This window comes from Psychromonas sp. psych-6C06, from assembly GCF_002835465.1.
Classification (GTDB): domain Bacteria; phylum Pseudomonadota; class Gammaproteobacteria; order Enterobacterales; family Psychromonadaceae; genus Psychromonas.
The window spans coordinates 230,832-250,498 of the sequence record NZ_PIZM01000006.1; the positions used below are offsets into that span (position 1 = coordinate 230,832).

A 19,667-nucleotide genomic window follows, 5' to 3' on the forward strand; every position below is an offset into this window, starting at 1 on the left:
AAACCCATCAAAATTTTTCTTTAGTGTATCGGTAATAGGCGTTTTAATGACTTTTAGAGGAGTGCTAAAAACTGTTAAGTAATTATTTTTTATGAATTTTTGTGGCGTTTTAAAAAATTAAAGTGCAATGGTGGGAGCTCTTAATTACAACATTTATTATGGGTAAAAAATGACAGGCTCGGTTTATTTAACGATCGCCTAGTAATTAGGACGATTAACTGAAATGAGAGAGGCTGGGGCGTGATTTTTTGTTTAGCATTGGGCTGATTGAGCAATCGTTAAAAAGTATCTATTTTTAAAATTATTTACGATGTGAATGTCACCAAGGTGAACAGCCGAGAAACCGTTCCTTGGTGAAGGATAATTAGTAGAAAGTACTTATTTAGTAATACTGTAACTTTCCCTAGGGTGAAATAGGCTGGAAAAAGTTTTAGCAATCAGCAGTATGGTAAGCAGATAAACAACCATCATTATCGGGATGCTGAAACTAAAGCTTGGTGTTAAGTTTAAAGCTCCTGATGATAAAACGAGTAATAAATTTACACCCACTACTCGAAATATAAGCAATCGCGCTGAATCAAAGACTTTCCAAATGGCCACAATGTTAATAAAGTAAAAAGCCGCTAGTTGCCATAATTCAGTGAAGGAGGGCATGAGCAATAAATATTGAGCGAGATAAAAGCTCCCTAAACCTATTATCGACCAAAATATGTCTCTTATCACCGAGATCGGAAGTGGCGGCAAGTTGGTTGCAAAGATCCCCGCCATCATTGGAAACACATAACCTCCTGGTACAGGGAGGTATATCCAAAAATAGACTGATGCAATAAAGGTGCATACACCTTGGGAAACTTTTAAGGCGTCATCTTTAATGTGCTGCTTGAAGGTACGGTGATACGAAAAGGGCTTGTCTTTAGCATTGACCGGGACGATATCTAATAGGTCAGCGGGCAGCAGTGTTTGAGTTGCTATTACGCTATCATCGTTACTTACATTGCGCTCAATCTCGGGGAGGTAATTCTTTGATTGCTGAGTCTTATTTTGTTCTTTACTCAGTAAATATGCGATCACGTTAATTTCGTTAAGGCGTTGCTGCCATTGATGGTGCTGAAGTTGTAAATTATAACTACCATTATTGGGAAGCATTAATAAATGTTCGAGCTTATTCGTGTTTTGTTGGATTTTTTCAATGTCGCCAGTTGTTAATTTACCGTTATTAAAGTCACTTAATGCCTGCTTGATAGTTAGGTGTAACGCTTCATATTGGCGAACAAAAATACTTTCTGTGCTAATTGGCCAAAGCAGTTTATAGACACATGAAAAGACGACTATTCCTAGCACAGTTTCTTGAAGCCGTAATACGATAACGTGAAAGGTATAGGCACCATCGAAGCCTCCCATACAACATAGAATGGTACATACAGTGTAGCTTTGAATAAAGAGGTAACCATATTTTTCATCACTGGCCATAAACAGGCTTAGCGCAAGCAATATTGTATAAAAAGAAATAAACAGAAAACGGTCCTGTGCGAATAAAGAGATTAAAAACACCGCGTAAATGAATCCTATTAATGCCCCAATAAAACGCTTTCTTCCTTTTTGTAGTGAATGTGCGAATGTCTCATTAACGGCCATGACAGCAACAGCAATACCTGCCCAATATGGTTTTTCCCACTGAAACCAGATTGCGATACACAGCGCGAGCACGATAGCTAATGCAATTTTAATGGCTTCTTTTGATGATCTGCTCAACATCACTTCTCCCGTTAATCTTTAATGATTTTAATCGATGCGGTCATGCCTACTCGAAGTTGAATGTTATTAGGTAGATCTTTGAGCATTACTTTCACTGGAATGCGCTGCGCTAAACGAATCCATTGAAAATTGGGGTTGACGTTTTGTAGTAGGTTGTTGCCCGTCGTACCATCTTGATTGGCGATGCCATAACCAATACTGGTGACCTCTGCTTTTAGTGTTTGGTCTGTGTCTGCTAATAACGATACATAAGCAGTATCTTGAGGGTCTACATTTTCAAGGTCGGTTTCTTTAAAATATCCTTCCACCCAAAAGCTGTTTGAATCAATCAGTGCGACAACTGGTGAATTAGCAACTACTTGCGAACCAATCGGCAAATTTAAATTACTAATAAAACCATCTGTAGTCGCAAATACCTTAGTGTGCTCTAAATTAAGTTTCGCTTCTTCAACCATCGCCGTTGCAAGACTTAAGTTTGCTTTAGTCGCCTCAACGGCATTACTAAGGTTATCTAGTGTCAAAACAGGTACAGAGCCTCTTTTTAATTTTTCTAATCTCAAGGTACGCTTTTCTTCATTAAGTGCTCTGTCCAATGCTGTTTTTGCTTGTGCTTGAGATGCGAGAGCTTTGTGATAGGCGACTTGATAAAGGCTATCGTCAATTTCGAACAATAGATCTCCTTTGCTTACCTTGCTGTTATCTACAATATGAATATCAGTCACCTGCCCAGTAACACGAGGTGCAATAAAAACAATATGCGCGTTAACACGGCCATCTCGAGTCCATGGGTTATGTGTATAAACAGAATAAAAATTGGCAATAGTAGTGCCAGCAGCAAGTACCAGCAATAAGGTTATGAAATAACGTTTAAACATAATTTGTTACCTTAAAAAATATTAATAAAGCGACTGAGAACACCGGTGAATATGATCGTGAGACATATTTCAGCAATAGCAGGTTGAGCGACATAGCGATGCCAGCCCGCTTTTACAATGGCAGTAGTTATGACTGTTGTTAAGCTATAAGCAAGGGCGACGACTAGTAATAAAGGCGGGAAGTAGACCTCTCCCCAAGCAAGTTCATGTGGTATAGCGGGCATAATTTTTTCCGACTGTTATTTAATGAAGGTGATCCTATCTAAACAGTAAAAAACAATGTAATCCCATATGTAGGATCGCATCCGTCAGATAAAGTCAGGATTCAAAGATAGCGCGTAATGAAAGGCTGTTCGAATTAATAAAAGTGGCATCTAGGGCGATAAAAATCGTGATGGAAGGAGTGCTGACTTGATCAGCAGGGGAACCCCTACAAAGCGATTCATTTTCGATGAAATTTTCTATGATACTGAGCCATTAAAATGAAACAAATATTTTATCTATTCAGTATTTAAGAAAACGATGATGACGGAGTGAAGAAACTAAAACCCACCAGTAAAATTTGTGTTGAGCTTTCTTATCGCTTACTCCATTATCACTGTTTATCTCTTTTTTAGGACACGACTATATGAATGTATTCATTATTTTAGCGGTGTTATTTGCCGCCATTGCCTTGATGGTTATTGTCGTAGAACGCTTTGCTAAGCCTGTTGATGAGCAGAAACAAGCCAAATACAGTAAAATTCTACCTATTTTAGTGTTTATCATGTTGTTCGCTTCGTTGATAAAGGCAATTATTTGAGGCGAAAAGGCTTGCTCTTAAGGTTCTGTTTGAGTTTGGTAATCATACTTTTAGCGCATTAACGGCAAAGGCTATCTGCCTCCAGAAATTCGCCCTTTCGTAAAAAGTGCACTATCTGCTGAATCACTTTGTTATTAAACATCATAAAAGCATGAGTAACGGGGAGCGTAATATGCGCTTTCATACCTGCTAGTTTAGTACTTTCTACTGATACTTTTCCATCGTTTTGACCACCTATTATTAACGACAAAATTGGATTTACGGTGCGCTTTCCTGCAATGATGCCAAGCTCGAAATTTGCACGGCCTAACTGTTGGCTAATCCCTCTTTGAGTGCATCCTAGTTGCATGCCTGCTTGGTGTTTAAAAAGGTTATTACCCAGTATTTGACGCGCGTAATCTATGAGTGGCGAGCCTTGATTTGGAGGGCCTAGCATGACCACTGATCCTAGTTGCTCAATAGTATTATCTTGTAAGTATAAACGCACCAGAATGCCACCCATTGAATGGGTGACAAAGTGTATTTTAGTTGTGTGTCGACATTGTGTTAATGCATCGGTTATTACCATCTCTGCTAGTTGTTCAATAGGGTATTTTAGCGAGGGGTAACTGTAATTTATTACTTGATAACCCTGTTTATCTAATACCCACTGTAGCTTCTTCATATCGTATTTGCTTTTGGCGAGTCCATGTAAGAGCACCACGCATTGTGTTGTTTTCTCCATACTAACTCCCCTCAATTAATGAGGTCGCCAATTTTTTGGCTTGGCTAAAGTCTGTTTTACCTGAACCTAGTTTGGGGACTTCTTCAACCATAAAATAAGACTTTGGAAGCATTAATGGGTTACAGCCGTCTGCTAACATCGTTTGTTTTATCTGTTTTTTATCTATTTCACCTTGGTGTAATAGCACAATGTTTTCGCCTTTTTGTGGGTCTTTACAGGCAATGGCGACGACGTCAATATCTTGCTGTACGGCGTTTAAAACCGCTTGCTCTACGGCACCTAAACTGATCATTTCTCCACCTATTTTTGCAAAGCGGGAGTAGCGATCTAAAATAGTTAAGAAGCCATCTTCATCTAACTTACCTTTATCCCCAGAAACGTACCAACGCTGATTATCTATCTCTTTAATGACCTGTTGTGTTTTTTCGGGGGCACCTAAATAACCTAACATCACCTGTGCACCGCCAATTAATACTAACCCCGCTTCACCGATTGCTAACGGTTGAAAGGTTTCGGGATCAACTATTTTAAAGCTGGTACCGGGCAGAGGCATACCGACAGTGCCTGCCTTGCCACCAACTTGTACTTGCCAATCATTTTGATGTAACTGATCTGGCATATTGACACTGGCAACGGGGGTTGTCTCTGTGGTGCCATACCCCTCTAAAATCTTTTTGTTAAACTTACTTTCAAAGTCGGTTTTTACTTGTTCGTTTAATTTTTCTGCCCCTGCAACTACGATTCGTAGAGAGGCAAACATCAATGGATCCACTTTTCTATTTTTGGCATACAAACGCAGGAAGGTTGAGGTGCCACACATGATGGTGGCTTCGTGTTTAGCAACTGTTTTTGCCACTGCCACTGCATCGGTTGGATCCGCACAACATACTAAGGGTAATCCTTCGACCAAAGGCATTAATTGTGTCACGGTTAAACCAAAAGCATGAAATAATGGTAATGAGCCTAACACTACGTCTGTTTCTTGTGTGTTGAGGACGTCGGAAACTTGTTTTAAATTGGCCATTATATTTTGTTGGCTGAGCATAACCCCTTTAGGTGTACCTTCGCTACCACTTGAAAAAAGAATAGCCGCAGGCTGGCTGGCTTTTGTTTTAGTGGCATATAGCCATTTAAGCGCAAAAGCAGGCAGTACTTTAATTGCTAATAAACGACCTATTTTCTGTTTTTGACTCACCATTGCGAATAGGTCTTCGACGTAAATAACCTGCTGTGTCTGTAAAGCGGAGCTTAAGTCGATACCACGTTGCTGTAGTTTTTTAAGAAAGCGCTTTGAGGTATAAACATGGCTTAATTGTGCCTGATCTATTGCCCCAACTAAGGCGCTTTGACTTGCCGTGTAATTTAAGTTTACTAAGGTTTTACCTGCTAAGAGGCTTGCCATATTAGCGATCACACCACCTGCACTAGTCGGCAATAATAATCCGATGTTATCTTGCTTTACGTTCTTTTTAATGTGTTTGCTTAAGCTAATTGCACCTACTAAGGTTTGCTGTGCGGTTAAGCTCATACCAGTATTGTCAGATAATACCGTTTTTGTTTTTACACGTTTTACGGTGTCTATCCATGCGTTACTAATATTCGGTAGCTCTGCGACATGCTCTTGCCAAGAAGAAACAGAGAGATTAAATACTTGTGATTTAACCTGCTGTGCGTTGCTCTGTTTTTCCATGGCAGGTGCAAAGGCAACAACTAAATCACGAAACATACCTTGTGTGCGCACCTCTTTAAGCTTATCTGATGAGCGACTAAATTTACTGCCCCACAAACCTCGAATGTAAAATGGCACGATTTTTAAAGGTTGTTGTGCTTTTTTGCAGGCTAACTCAAAACCACGTTTAAACTCTGATAAATGACCATTGCGACTAATATGTCCTTCAGGGAAGAGCGCAACCACATCACCGTTATCTAATATTTGTGCAATAGTGGTTAATGAGCGTTTACTCGAAGCCGAAGCATCAATTGGGATACAACCTAGGGCCTTGAAGAACCAACTGATATACCAACGAGAATAGATTTTTCTGTCCATCACAAAACGCACTGGGCGTGGGCATGCAATTTGTAAAATAGCCCAATCCACCCAACTAACATGGTTTCCCAGTAATAATACCCCTCCCTGTTCGGGGATATTTTTCATACCTTGTACTGACACTTTGTAGTGACGTGAGATTGACCAATTTAAGACTAAACGCACTAAGCTTTGTGGTAATTTATAAATGGTATATAAACCGCCAAGCATCGCCACAACAGCAGTAAAGGTGAGCAGGAATTCACTGTTAAAACCAAAGTAAGCAAAACAAGCGGTGATGGCCAAGAAGGTCGCCATTCCGACACTTTGTACCCAGTTATTAACGGCTAACACCTTGCCCATTTCATCTCGACCAGCATGAAACTGAATTAGCGCGTTTAATGGCACAATAAATAAGCCACCCATTAACCCTACACTTAAAAAACATAGTGCTTGTGTCATTGAAGACTGCATTAAGGGTAAGCACCAAAGTGAAACTGCAACACCCACCGCGCCAAATGGAATTAAACCTATCTCAATATGATTTCGTGAAAAGCGTCCTGCAACCCATGAGCCGACAGCAATACCGATACCTGTTGCCGCCATCGTTGCTTGAATCACAAGCGTATTTGTTTCCGCTAAGCTTTCTTTAGCATAAGCAGGAAAGCTCGCTAATAACATCTGCCCAATCGACCAGAACATAGTTAAACCAATAATTGATAAGCGAATTACTTTATGCGTTAAGAGTGGTTTTAGACTCTCTTTCATATAACTGCCTGAACGGTATCTTGCCCAATCAAATTGTTTTTCTTGGTGTTCTTCGAGTGTCGGCAAGCGATAGGCCATGATTAACTCGATAATTGAATTAATCACCAATAACCATGCTAGTGGGGCCATGGTTTGTAAAATCATCGCCGGCGAAGTTGATTCAGCTTGGTAAAGTGTTTCGAAAAATAGTGAGTAGACAACGGTGCCAGTTAAAATGGCAATAATCGATGCGGCTTGTACTACTCCGTTCGCCTGTGCAAGCTTCTCTTTACCAAATAACGGCTTGATGTAACCGTATTTCGCAGGTGAATAAAAGGTTGATTGCACTGCGAGTAAAAACGTCATAGCAAAAGCTGGCCAGAATAATCCTAAGTAGTAACAAGCGGTGATTGCCAGGGTGAGCAATACTGCAAAACAGGCGCTAATACGCATTACTTTATTTTTGGGGTGTTTATCAGAAATAAAGCCCGCAGGGGTTAATAGCAAGATAAAAGGTAATAATATTAATCCGTTAACTAAAGTCGTTAACAGAATTTGTAGCTCTCCATCGTAGCTTTTAAAGATGGTATTTTGAATAATGATCTTATGGCCTAGATCGACAAATGAATTTAAAAAAAGCGCAAATAGGTAAGGCCAAGCACCTTTAATGTTTATTAATTTTTTCATCTTAAAAATTCCCTTTATCACTGTTTGATAGGCACTGATTATGACCTGCTTCAAACATCCATCAAGTGACACTTACTAAGTATACCTATACTTGCTAAAAGGTATTATTTATTGCTACTTACCAAGGTTTACTATGTCACAAACGAAAAGCTTGATTATCGCTTTAAAAGCGCAATTAAAGGCACACGGAAAAACCTATCATGATGTTGCATTGCATCTAGGTCTGAGCCAAGCCTCTGTGAAGCGTATGTTCAGCGAAAATAATTTAAGTCTGTCGCGTTTAGAGTCAATTTGTAATTACATCGATCTACCTTTTACTGATCTTATTTTATCGATGAATACTGAAAGTAATAAAATCGCCAGCTTAACCTTAGAGCAAGAACAGGTAATTGCAGATGACCTTTTGTTATTGCTAGTGACTGTTTGTGTTATTAATGGCTTTACCTATCAAGATCTATTACAGGAATACGAGTTATCAGAGCATGAATGTATTCAAAAATTGGCTAAACTCGACAAATTAAAGCTCATTGAGTTATTACCCGGTAATCGTTTTAAATTAAAGATTACACGTCATTTTGCCTGGTTGGCAGATGGACCTATCCAACGGTTTTTCTTAAATCGGGTTCAGAACGAGTTTTTTAACAGTCGCTTTAATAAAGCGACTGAAAAGTTAATTGTTGTGAATGGTTTGTTATCGTTAACCAGTAATGGCGAAGTGCAAAAGTTGATGCAAAAACTCTGCAATGAGTTTGTCGAAAGTCGCCAAGAGGATAGTCCTTTACCACTATCAGAAAAACATGGCACCACCATGGTACTGGCTTTACGACAATGGAACTCTAGCTTGTTTAATGAAATTCGCAAAAGCAGATAGATTCAAAGGAAGGGTTAAGCATATTGATGTAAACCGATTAAAGCGAAGAAGCGTTGTTGTCAAAAAAAGTTATTTACAATTCCTGTATTAGGTTGTTATCCTAGCTTCTGGGCTTGCAGGACGCCCACCTCGTGAAAGTTAATCCACCTGTTATGTAAGAAAACTTACTTACTCTATGAATAGGCCCCCCACGAGATAGGCCAACAGTTCGATGGAGTTTGTATGCATAGTCGAAAAATACCTCATGGGTCAACACCCAAGAAACAACGAAAAACCAATGATCAAATTGAAGCCCTACTGCGAGAAGCGCGAATATTACATCGTGTAGCCAAAGCAGGAACTATATCTCAAGCATTGCCCATTTTACGGCGATTAAAAGCGGCTGGCGCTGGTCATAATCAATCACTTTCAACGCTATTTAATCAACGTAATACACTACAACGAAAACATTTTTTAAGGGTCTTAGCGCTTGAAGCCGGGTACCCAAGTTGGGAAAAATACAAACCCGCATTGTTAACAAAAGCACAGCAAACTTCATTTGATTTTGCGCATAATGGGAATGATATCGCGACGTTAAATTTGTGGTTTTCTTCGCATCAAGAAGCCCAAGAATATGCCAAATTACAGGGGGGTAGGGTTTTAAATTATGGCCAGCAAGCGGTTGTCATTGCTGATAACAGCAGTGAGGTATATGCCGATGAACGCTAACCTTGCTTTTGAAATTGGCAGTAGTTTGGCCCTGTAAGGGTGGTTATGCTTAGGGTCTGTTGATCTTTGCCGTTTAAATTTTGTTCAACACAACGCGTTTTGAGCAAGGCAGACGGGATGTGGCTTAGTCATTCTAAGCGAATTTCGTCTAACACAGGGCAAAGCGTGTTGTGTTGAACCCGAAGGGCAACATTTGTTGACCATTTTTACTGCGTTTTCGCCTATTGATGTGGAATAACCACACGGCATAGGCTCAGCCTTGTATAAATAGCCAACAAATTGTTGCAAAAATAAACTCGAAAGATCAACAGACCCTAGCGATAGGCTCGATAAATATAAACAAGAAGTCGATTGACTGGTTATTACTGATAGGTGGTCGAATAGTCCCGATAGCACTTTCTATATTGTATGTTGTTTTACTGATTATATTTTGGGGAAGTTCGCCAGACGGTGGTTTTTCTAGTCTCGAAAGCGTCGCTATTTTATTTGAATCCGAAGGTAATTTAGCTACAGGTTGGATACATTTCTTGGCTTTAGACTTACTGGTCGGGCGTTGGATGATTGATGATATCAACCGCACAAACAAAGCGAAGTGGCGATTGATCCCCTGTTTGCCGCTGACCTTTTTTTATGGGCCAGCGGGTTTACTGCTGCATCTATTATTGAATGCCATCGTAAATCGCAAACAATCAAATGTGTAGATTACTTTTAAGCATAATACTGTAAAAGGATAAAATACGATGGCCAGATTAATGATGGTTTGTGGACCGACTGGAGTAGGAAAAACCACTTATTCGCTTGCGCTTTGTAAAGAAAGTGACGCAATACGATTCTCAATTGATCCTTGGATGCAAAACTTATTCTCTAAAGATATTGTTACCTTGGATTATGATTGGATGATAGAGCGTGTTAATCGCTGTTACGCTCAAATTTGGGAGGTCAGTGAGCAAATTCTTTCCCTTGGTGGTGCGGTAGTGCTCGACCTTGGCTTCACCACAAAAGCACAGCGCCAGCATTTTGTTGACTTAGCCAAGGTATTAGGGGTAAATGCGGAAGTACATTATTTGCACGCACCAACAGAAATACGTTGGCAACGTGTTAAAAAGCGCAATGCTGAGCAAGATCCTAGTGTCTTTGCTTTTGAAGTTACAAACGAAATGTTTGAATTTATGGAGCCTAGGTTTGAGATCCCAGATGAGCAAGAGCTTAAATATGGTTGTAAAGTGAGTACATAAAATAGGCTAAGCAATACTATTTTGTACTTGTATTTAGGTCATCATCTTACAAGTATTATTATTTGTAAGATGATTTTTATCCATTTTATTGCCTGCTTAAGCTTAGTTTTGGCCTTATCGGCATAAATAAAAACGCCTCAATGTTGTCTCGCTAATGTTCCTTTAAAGGTATTGCGATTAAATCAATATTTAATCGAACAAGATCGATAAGCTAGATCCGTTAATAACAGATAGAGCGCAAATATCTCGCCACAAGGTAGCGTATTTTGCCACTTTATGACTTCCACTTTATTATTTTTTAATACCCCCCTATAAGTTCTCCTGTCTTAACTTAAAAGGAGTTCACCATGAAGTATTTTAATTACAAGCTCATCGCCACACTGCTCATCCTCTTTGTCAGCCAAAGTAGTTTTGCTGCGGGCTTATTAAAAGCTAAAAATGCAAACTATCAAGATCTGCAAATTAATACCCATGATGTGCATGTTATTGTCCAAGATGGCTATGTACGCACTGCCGTTGAGCAAACATTTTATAACCCTAATAACACGTCATTAGAGGCGTTATATACTTTTCCTGTACCTGAAGGGGCAGCAGTGGGGGAGTTTAGCTATTGGATAAACGGTCAAGAAGTGATCGCTGAAATAGTTGAGAAAGAGCAGGCTAAGCAGATCTATCAGCAACAAAAGCAGGCAGGGCAAGAGGTTGCGTTAGTGGAGCAAAATAAACAGCAAGCATTCGCCATTAAAGTCTACCCGGTTCCCGCGCAAGATGAAGTGAAAATTCGCCTGGTCTATTTACAACAAGCGACCATTGATACCGGGTTAGGGCGATATGTTTACCCGCTAGAAGAGGGCGGTGTTGATCAAGCTGCACAGGATTTTTGGACACGTAATGAGAGTGTTAAACAACGATTCTCTTTTACAATGGATATTCGTTCTAGCTATCCACTTGATGGTATACGTTTGCCTGCACATGCAAACGCGGTTATTACAGAGCAAGATACACATCAATGGCAAGTTCGTTTAACCAATAGCGAACAAGCGCTAGCTGATGAGCAAAACAACGAAGAAAAAGCAACAACGAATGATATTAACAATGCGCTAAAACTTGATACAGATATTCTTGTATATTGGCGCCACCAGCGCGATCTACCCGGACGTGTTGATTTAATTACCTACCGAGAGCCGGGAAAAAAACAGGGTACTTTTAAGCTTACTTTAACGCCTGGAGATGATTTAGCTTTGAATCAAGGGCAGAGAGATTGGATCTTTGTGCTAGATAAGTCAGGTTCTATGGCGGGTAAATATGAATCATTGTTAGAGGGAGTGCGCCAAGCGCTTGATAAGCTACCAAGCGAAGATCGCTATCGAATTATTACCTTTAATAATCAGGCCGACGATATCACTTCAGGTTACCAAACTGTCAGTAAAGAAAATGTACAACAAAGTTTGAATAAGCTACTTAGCGATGGTGTAAATGGTGGAACAAATCTTTATGCAGGCATAAAAACAGCGCTTTCTTCATTAGATAGTGATCGTGCTAGTGCACTGATTTTAGTCAGTGATGGCGTCGCTAATGTCGGTGTTGTAGAGCGAAAAAAATTCTTAAATTTATTAGATAAAAAAGATGTGCGCTTATATTCATTTATCATGGGCAACAGTGCTAACCGAGCTTTGTTAGAGGGAATGAGTAACGTTTCAAATGGTTTTTATGCAAGTATCTCTAATGCTGATGATTTGATGGGACAAGTAATGTTAGCCACAAGCAAAATGACTCATCAAGCGATGCGTGATATTCAATTTAATATTGATGGAGTTAAGGCGACTGATCTTAGTCATAACCATCTCAATACGTTATACCGTGGTCAGCAACTTACATTTTTTGGCCACTACTATGGAGAAGGTTCTGCCAATATTGAATTAACTGCAAAAGTGAATGGAAAAAATGTCAGCTACCAAACAACAATAAAGTTTGATAAAGCATCCACTGCACATCCTGAATTAGAGCGTTTATGGGCATTTAGTAAAATTAAGCAATTACAAGCAGAGAAAAATTATCTCGGTGAAGGTAATGCCGATAGTGAGCAGGCGATTCGCGATATTGCCCTACAATATGGTTTAGTGACTGAATATACTTCTCTCATCGTCGTCGAAGATGCTGTTTTTGAGCAGTTCGCGATTGAGCGTAGCAACAAAAAACGTGTTGAGAAAGAGCGTGTCGCGCAACAACAGAAACAGAAACAAGCGGTACAAAGTAACCGCGTCGATAAAGAAAAACCAATGTTTAATAGTCCTAGCCCTAATCTGGGAGGAGGAACAATGAACCTGCTGTGGTTATTACTATTGGTATTTGCTGGTGGAATAAAATTGCTACTTAGGAAAGGTAAGTAAGCTTAAAGGATTATTTGTACAAGGTATTAATATCTTGTACAAATTTTTATTGTTTGAAAGTTATCGACTCGAAATTAAATCAATACTATTCAGAAATAACCTCGGGTTAGCAATTTTATTGAGCATCGCTGTCGTTGGTAGGCAATCAGCGTCGACATAATCAGCATAATCTGAAACACAATCAAAGACTAAAATGTCCAGCGCCAATCTGTCTAAACCATATAAACCACGGTGGATCATATCAGCGGAAAAAACCAATACATCCCCTGCCTCTAAAGGAATTTTTTCACTATTAGGAAGCGCTTCATTGCTGTCTCTTCCGTTGAGTTCATGGCGGACGTTCAGTTCTTCATCGTTATCCCAGCGAAGATGTGTACCGGGAATAAGTTCCATGCCTAATTCAACAAATAAAGGCACGCGCAGGTGCACAACCTGTGTCTCTTCAATCACTTTCCTTTGATCAGCAATCTCATAATCGTATTGGCAATCTCGATGCCAAAAATCCTGTTGTTGCGGGTTAACCGGATTAAAAAACAGTTGCGTATTCATGAATGCAGGCTTGTTAACGATCACTGAATCAATCACCTGCATCATTTTTTCTGCGCTGATAAAGTTAAACAGTGTTAAGCGTTGTGTTTCACTCAAATATTGTGTGCCGGTGATCAGTGAAGAGTTAAAGGCTTCCTCCTGGTAAAACTGGGCGTTATCTTGCTTCCACAATTCATGAAAACTTAAAATCACCGCTCTGAGTGATGCCATCTCGTCCGTTGTAAAATAGTTGCGCAGTACAAAATAGCCCTGCTCTTCATATTGCTGTTGTAGGTGATGGAGATTACTCATTAACTCGTTGTGCCTTATATTAATCGTCGCGCCTATTACCTTGTTTATTATCCTTATATCAATGCTCTCTATCAAACACAGTTGATACATTTATGCATAAATATCATTCGTAAATCAAAGTATCTAAGTAACAACTTTGTCAGTAAGGTGTTTGCACTTACGTAAATGATTAATTTATCAGGATGTATCTCTGATAAATGTTTGAATAACTCCTTGGTTATGGAAAGTAGATGAAATTATTCCCTTTAACACTAAAGAATTTTAGTAACGCTTCGCTTGGCTTTATTTGTTGTTTATTAGTCGCTTGTGGTGGCTCAGATAGTTCTTCAGCTAAAGATCTGATCTTAAAGGAACCAAGTAATCAAATTACTCATGCCTATTTTCTGGATCAAGATGCAATGGCTGACAAAATCTCTGGCAAAGTGGTGATTCAAATTACTGATCTGTCCGACAATGAGGCCTCTCAAGCAGAGTCAATTTGGGCCTATTGGGCAGACTCAGAGGGGAATAAAGTCGGTGATGTGTGGTTAAAAACAGATAAGGCATCAATTTATGATTTGCAAATACCAGCTACGACAATACCTGAAAATATTTCAGCATTACTTTTATACCCAACAAATAGTGTTGGGCAGGCGAATAAAGGCAAACTTATAAAATTTCGTGACTTTACTGGTAATGCTCTGTTGTCGGGTTTAGGAGGTAATGAGAAAAACAGATGGGAATATGGTTTACAGCGACCTAAGATTGCGATCAAGCGTCTTAGCGATGGCTTATGTATTTTTGATAACGGCTTAATCAGTGTCACTAATATGCATAACAACAAAGATATGAACAATCACCTCAGTGCATTAACAGCAAATCAAATTGATGATAAAGCATTTCCTGCCGAGTCCTTTTTATGTGATGAACACCCCGTGTATAACAATGATTCTATTAGCGATGATGTAGGGGTTTGGACCTATTCAGCTGTCAATGATGCTATGTTTTACGGCACGTTAGCTTATAACACCGCAGTAAAATATTTGGGTGAACCACCTTGGGATGAGAAGGTGCGTTTACGTGTACATTATAATCATTTATATGATGATAATGCATTTTGGGATGGCGCTTATGTTAACTTTGGAGATGCCTATTATCAGTTTTACTCTACAGTATCGTTAGACATTGTTGCCCATGAAATTGCACATGGTGTGCTAAGTCGTATTTCACCCCTAAATATTTTTCAATCAGAGCTGAGCCCCGATGCGCGAACTGTGCATGAGGCTTTTGCGGATATCAGCGGAGTAATGGCAAAATATGAGTTTACCGGTAGCAATGATAATTGGATACACGGTGAAGCAAGCCATGGCCCAACTCGTCAATTAAACCAGATTCAAACAGAAGTTAATGCGGTTGCTAGTTATTTAGATTATGACGATGCACAATCAAACTATTATTTACGCATAGGGTTAATAACTTACCCATTCTATTTGCTATCAAAAGAGTGGGGGTTAGAGCAGGCATATGGTGTTTATATTAATGCAGCTAAATCTTGTTGGCCAACTACAGTAACACTGCCACAAGCTGCGCAATGTATTAAGCAACAGGCTGGCCATGCTGGTTTATCGCAACAGGCGGTGGTTAACGCCTTTAAATCGGTGAAAATTAAGCTCTTTGAAGAGGGCGTGTTGAGCCATTTTAGCGCAGAACAATTTAAGCTTCGTGTTGAATTTAAAGATACCAGTCAAACCAGTCACCAAGTGACGCAGTGGCATTGGGATTTTGGAGATGGCCAAGTGTCTGATCAGCAAAACCCTGAACATACCTATACGCAAGCTGGTACTTATCAGGTTAGCTTATCGGTGACAGACCCATCACAACCACAGGCGTATGCTCAAGATAGTTTTCAGCGCACGCTGACTATCAGCGATCAATACTGTGCCATAAATTCGATGCCTGCAGATAACCAAATTACTGCTGTGACGATTAATGGTATAGATATGGATTATTTTGCTAACGAGTCCGATTATACAAATACGCTGGTAGATGTTAGTGAAGATAAAAGCTTACTCATTGATATCAAGGGAGATACTAATTCAACCTTAACAGCAATCACTTGGAAGGTTTGGCTGGATCTTAACGATAATGGAATTTTTGGTGATCATCCTGAAGAGCTTCTTATCAATGAAACCACTGAAGCATCGCAACCTTATCAACTAAGCAAACTGCTTAATCTATCCTCATTAGCAAACGATCAAACACCTAAATATATGCGCATATCTGGCGAATATAGTGCTATTACTTCGCCTTGCTTTTCGACTCTTGGTGAAGCGTTGGATTTAAGAATAAATTGGTAATTGAATAAAAGGAAACTAGAAATGAAAATGAATTATTTTGTATTTGGCACCAACAATATGAACGCCGCAGTTGAGTTTTATGATCTTATTTTTAAAGGAGGTGAGATGACAAAGCTAAACAATGAAGGCCGAATGACGCTATGGGCCGGGACTGATTTTTTCTTTGCGCTCGCTGAACCCTTTGATGGCAAACAAGCTACTGCCGGCAATGGCACTATGGTTGGTTTTAATGTTTCAGCATCGGAAGTGAAACGTTTGCATCAGCTTGCATTAAGTATTGGGGGGACTGATGAAGGAAAACCCAGTATCCGTTCAGATAGGTTCTCCGCTTATGTGCGAGATTTAGATGGTAATAAAATCTGCTTTTTTGAATAATGATATCAGCCACTAAATACATCGAACTTGAGTGGCTGAATTGCTCTTATTTTTGATATATCGCTTCTAATTCAGCAGAAAGAATATCAAACACACGTCTCACCCTGAGACTTGTTCGTAACTCTTGATGGCAAACCAACCAAACAGGTAGCGTCATAACTGGCCCCATATATTCAAATGCGCGTGTTAGTTGGGGCTCTGCATCACCCATCTGTTCCGGGAAAAAAATCAAGCCTTGCCCCTCTTTACACAACTCAAGTTGTAACAATTGAAAAGGGGTAATAATTGGAAAATTTTGCTTAGATAAGTTCCAGCCCTGCTGATTAAGGATATCGGTAACCGCACTACTACGATCAAAGCCAATCAATTGGATGTTGTGCAACTCAGAAAAGTGACTTATTTTCGGTTGTGATGCGATATACGTTGCACTGCCATAAAGCCAAATAACTTCATCGCCAACCTTTTTGGCAATCAAATCATTTTGTTTAGGGTGAAAACTACGAATTGCAATATCAGCTTCACGGCGCTTTAAATCACTCGGTTCATTGGTGACCACCACTTCAATGTTAATACCAGGCTCTATCAGGCGTAACTTAGTAATGATTTTCGGTAACAGATAAGCTGCCGTTAGCTCGCCAGCAGAGACGACCACCGTCCCCTCGATTTGTTGTGATTTTCCGCAAGCAGCTAACGAAAAAGCTAAGGCCGCATCGCCCATTTCTCGTGCATGTGCTAACAATGATAAGCCACTTTCAGTTAACACTAAACGTTGTCCGACACGCTCAAAAAGAGTGATATTTAATGCACTTTCAAGTGCGCCAACTTGTCTGCTGAGGGTCGGTTGTGTCGAATTTAATGCTTTAGCGGCTGCGGAAAGTGTTCCCTCTTCAGCGGTCACTAAAAATGCTCGAATATGGTTCCAATCAAAGTTTAAGGAATGCCAGTTCATACAATTATGTATACCTATAATGTAAATGATGAAGTATTAATGTTTATATTGTATAGATAAAATTGCACCACATGAAATTATTTAAAGGGAAAGAGATGACAACACTTGTCGTAGGTGCCAGTGGTGCAACGGGGCGTTTACTGGTTGAACAACTATTAGCAGTGAATGAACCTGTAAAAATAATTGTGCGGTCATTATCTGCTTTACATGAAATTTTACCGTCCAATGTATTACAAGATGAACGCTTAAGTATCACTGAGGCAGATATTTTGGACTTAACAGAAGAGCAACTCATCAAACAGGTTAAGAATTGCCAAGTGGTTATTTCATGTTTGGGACATAACTTAACCTTGCGAGGAATGTTTGCCTCTCCTCGTCGTCTAGTGACACAGTCTGTGCAACGTTTAGTGTTTGCCATTCGACTCTGTTCGCGACAAAAAGTACCGGTTAAATTTATTTTAATGAATACAACTGGAAACAGGAATCGATTGGCAGGGGAGAAAGTCTCTTGCTTAGAGGCGCTAGCAATGTGCTTAATTAGAGTATTATTACCGCCACATGCTGATAATGAGTTGGCTGCTGATTATTTACAAAATAACTTACATCGGTTGCATAATATCGAATGGGTGGTAGTACGGCCTGATAGTTTAGTTAACAGTGATGTAGTGAGCGAATATGATATTTACCCAAGCCCTACTCGAAGCGCTATTTTTAATGCAGGTAAAACCAGTCGTATTAACGTCGCCCACTTTATGTGTCAGTTAGTCATCAATAAAGTACTTTGGCGACATTGGAAAGGGCAAATGCCAGTGCTTTATAATACGTTTAACTAACGCTTAATAAGCAATGCGAAACAGTGCTACAACGTCAGCGCTTTTCCCGTTAAATCATCTGGTCGGCTTTTGGTGAGGCGATTATTGCGTATCAAGTTCAATACGATCTCGGCCATTTTCTTTAGCTTTATAGAGTAGCTCATCTGCACGACGAACTATTGAATCACTGTTGTCGTTCGCTTTGCGAATGACGATGCCAACACTTAGGGTAATAATAATATCGTTATCTTGGTGTTTGATAGGCATCGATTTCAAGCGCTGTTGTAAACGTTCTACAAAGGTTTTAGCTCCCATTAAATCGGTCGATGGGAAAATAGCGAGGAACTCTTCTCCTCCCCAGCGACCGTAAAAATCACCTTCACGGCTCATTTTATTAATAAGATCCCCAAATAATTTTAAAGCTTGATCGCCAACATGGTGGCCATAGGTATCATTCACTACTTTAAAATGGTCGAAATCAAAAATAGCGACCGACATAGAAAGGTTATAACGGTTGCTGTTAGCGAGCTGTTTTTGTAACGCTTCATCAATACTGCGTCTGTTCGCAATTCCAGTGAGCATGTCTGTATTTGCTAACAACTCCAACTGCTGTTGTGCTTCCTTTAGTGCGTTTAAGTCATGGTTTCTGGCTATTTCGTGTCCGACCCATTCTGCAAATAAACGCACTAATTCAATATCTTGTTTAATAAAAGGGCGGGTAGGCTCTGGGCTAGAGAAGTTGAGCGTGCCATAGCGCTCTCCATCGACAAAAATTGGTGCACCTAAATAAGCCTCGAGACCAAAGTTACTAAAACAGGGATGCGATGAGATATGGCTTTTGGAAACACAGTTGAACCCTTGGACATCATTCGCGAGATAAACATGACTACAATAGGTGATCCCTAATTCAAACTCCATGCCGATCTCTAAGGCATCATCGGGGTGAACGGCTTGCTTAATTGTGTATTTATCACCTGTTATTTTGCTGAAAATAGCAATAGGTAGCGCAAATTGTTCACAACCTAATTTTAGAATAGCGTCAACGCGCTGGGTGAAATCTAAGTGTCGAGACGAGGTAATTGTATGCAGCTTGCCAAGCGTGTCTTCAGCTTTTAAACGGTCGGACTCGTCCATAATAGAAGCAACGTAAAATAGGATTTTTCCTGTTTTATCTTTAACTGGCCCACCTGTGGTATAACCTTTAAAAATTCGTCCAAATTTACTTTTATACTCAATTGCGTAGGTTTCATTTGAATATTCTGCTAAAGGATTAAATCGCTGCCTACCCTGTTTTTCATGATCACTGGGATCCGCATATAACACCTTGGTACTGCTGTTATTTAACTCATTATGCGAATAAGCAAACAACGTTTCTGCTGCTTGATTCATGGTAACAATTTTGCGGTCAACAGAAGCCAGAATATAGGCTGTAGGTAAGTGCTCAAATACTAATGTGAGCGTATTTATATCTAGCTCTGATGTTAATTCTAGTGGCTCTGACTTCACATGAGCTCCTTTACTAATGGTAATGACTT

At 39.8% G+C, this 19,667-nt stretch carries 16 protein-coding genes; 8 read left to right on the top strand and 8 right to left on the bottom strand.

All coding sequences use genetic code 11. The annotated features are described in order from the left end of the window. Positions 1-378 precede the first annotated feature (378 nt). Genes CW745_RS09610 through CW745_RS09620 form a run of 3 tightly spaced genes read right to left on the bottom strand, consistent with a single transcriptional unit; the run spans position 379 to position 2,854 of the window. Positions 379-1,755, bottom strand: coding sequence for an FUSC family protein (locus tag CW745_RS09610; RefSeq protein WP_101108433.1), 1,377 nt, complete (start codon positions 1,753-1,755; stop codon positions 379-381). Positions 1,756-1,766: 11 nt separating this feature from the next. Then, on the bottom strand, positions 1,767-2,630 hold the full coding sequence (locus CW745_RS09615; RefSeq protein WP_101108434.1) for an HlyD family secretion protein: 864 nt from the start codon (positions 2,628-2,630) through the stop codon (positions 1,767-1,769). Between the two features lie 11 nt (positions 2,631-2,641). Then, entirely contained in the window at positions 2,642-2,854 is a 213-nt protein-coding gene (locus CW745_RS09620) for a DUF1656 domain-containing protein (protein ID WP_101108435.1), read from the bottom strand. A 404-nt stretch (positions 2,855-3,258) separates the two neighbouring features. Here CW745_RS09620 and CW745_RS16675 point away from each other — a divergent pair, with 404 nt between their 5' ends. After that, on the top strand, positions 3,259-3,432 hold the full coding sequence (locus CW745_RS16675) for a hypothetical protein (protein WP_193755578.1): 174 nt from the start codon (positions 3,259-3,261) through the stop codon (positions 3,430-3,432). A gap of 58 nt (positions 3,433-3,490) precedes the next feature. On the opposite strand, the gene CW745_RS09625 is transcribed toward CW745_RS16675, so the two are convergent. Both CW745_RS09625 and CW745_RS09630 read right to left on the bottom strand, forming a co-directional pair. Then, a complete protein-coding gene (locus CW745_RS09625; RefSeq protein WP_193755579.1) occupies positions 3,491-4,156 on the bottom strand; it encodes an alpha/beta hydrolase in 666 nt (221 codons plus the stop codon). 1 nt (position 4,157) lies between these two features. Next, positions 4,158-7,616, bottom strand: coding sequence for an acyl-[ACP]--phospholipid O-acyltransferase (locus CW745_RS09630; protein WP_101108436.1), 3,459 nt, complete (start codon positions 7,614-7,616; stop codon positions 4,158-4,160). 133 nt (positions 7,617-7,749) lie between these two features. Between CW745_RS09630 and CW745_RS09635 the strand changes: the two genes are divergently transcribed. From CW745_RS09635 to CW745_RS09655, 4 genes are all read left to right on the top strand, one after another. Then, positions 7,750-8,487, top strand: coding sequence for a helix-turn-helix transcriptional regulator (locus CW745_RS09635; RefSeq protein ID WP_101108437.1), 738 nt, complete (start codon positions 7,750-7,752; stop codon positions 8,485-8,487). A gap of 222 nt (positions 8,488-8,709) precedes the next feature. Then, a complete protein-coding gene (locus CW745_RS09640; protein WP_101108438.1) occupies positions 8,710-9,195 on the top strand; it encodes a hypothetical protein in 486 nt (161 codons plus the stop codon). 740 nt (positions 9,196-9,935) lie between these two features. Continuing rightward, positions 9,936-10,430: an ATP-binding protein gene (locus CW745_RS09650; protein WP_101108440.1), complete on the top strand. Its 495-nt coding sequence runs from the start codon at positions 9,936-9,938 to the stop codon at positions 10,428-10,430. 347 nt (positions 10,431-10,777) lie between these two features. Next, positions 10,778-12,820, top strand: a complete 2,043-nt coding sequence (locus tag CW745_RS09655) for a VIT and VWA domain-containing protein (RefSeq protein WP_101108441.1) — start codon at positions 10,778-10,780, stop codon at positions 12,818-12,820. 60 nt (positions 12,821-12,880) lie between these two features. On the opposite strand, the gene CW745_RS09660 is transcribed toward CW745_RS09655, so the two are convergent. Next, positions 12,881-13,660, bottom strand: a complete 780-nt coding sequence (locus CW745_RS09660) for a phytanoyl-CoA dioxygenase family protein (RefSeq protein WP_101108442.1) — start codon at positions 13,658-13,660, stop codon at positions 12,881-12,883. A 230-nt stretch (positions 13,661-13,890) separates the two neighbouring features. On the opposite strand from CW745_RS09660, the gene CW745_RS09665 reads away from it, so the two are divergent. Together CW745_RS09665 and CW745_RS09670 are read left to right on the top strand one after the other, a co-directional pair. Further along, the gene (locus tag CW745_RS09665; RefSeq protein WP_101108443.1) at positions 13,891-15,996 is read left to right on the top strand and encodes a PKD domain-containing protein; all 2,106 of its coding nucleotides are present in this window, start codon (positions 13,891-13,893) and stop codon (positions 15,994-15,996) included. 21 nt (positions 15,997-16,017) lie between these two features. Beyond that, positions 16,018-16,371: a VOC family protein gene (locus tag CW745_RS09670; RefSeq protein ID WP_101108444.1), complete on the top strand. Its 354-nt coding sequence runs from the start codon at positions 16,018-16,020 to the stop codon at positions 16,369-16,371. A 46-nt stretch (positions 16,372-16,417) separates the two neighbouring features. Here the strand turns inward: CW745_RS09670 and CW745_RS09675 are convergent, their stop codons facing one another. Beyond that, complete coding sequence (locus tag CW745_RS09675) at positions 16,418-17,320, bottom strand: LysR family transcriptional regulator (protein WP_101108445.1); 903 nt, start codon at positions 17,318-17,320, stop codon at positions 16,418-16,420. Positions 17,321-17,415: 95 nt separating this feature from the next. On the opposite strand from CW745_RS09675, the gene CW745_RS09680 reads away from it, so the two are divergent. Continuing rightward, the gene (locus CW745_RS09680) at positions 17,416-18,153 is read left to right on the top strand and encodes an NAD(P)-binding oxidoreductase (protein ID WP_101108446.1); all 738 of its coding nucleotides are present in this window, start codon (positions 17,416-17,418) and stop codon (positions 18,151-18,153) included. Positions 18,154-18,234: 81 nt separating this feature from the next. Here the strand turns inward: CW745_RS09680 and CW745_RS09685 are convergent, their stop codons facing one another. Next, entirely contained in the window at positions 18,235-19,638 is a 1,404-nt protein-coding gene (locus CW745_RS09685) for a diguanylate cyclase (protein ID WP_238596769.1), read from the bottom strand. Positions 19,639-19,667: the final 29 nt, after the last annotated feature.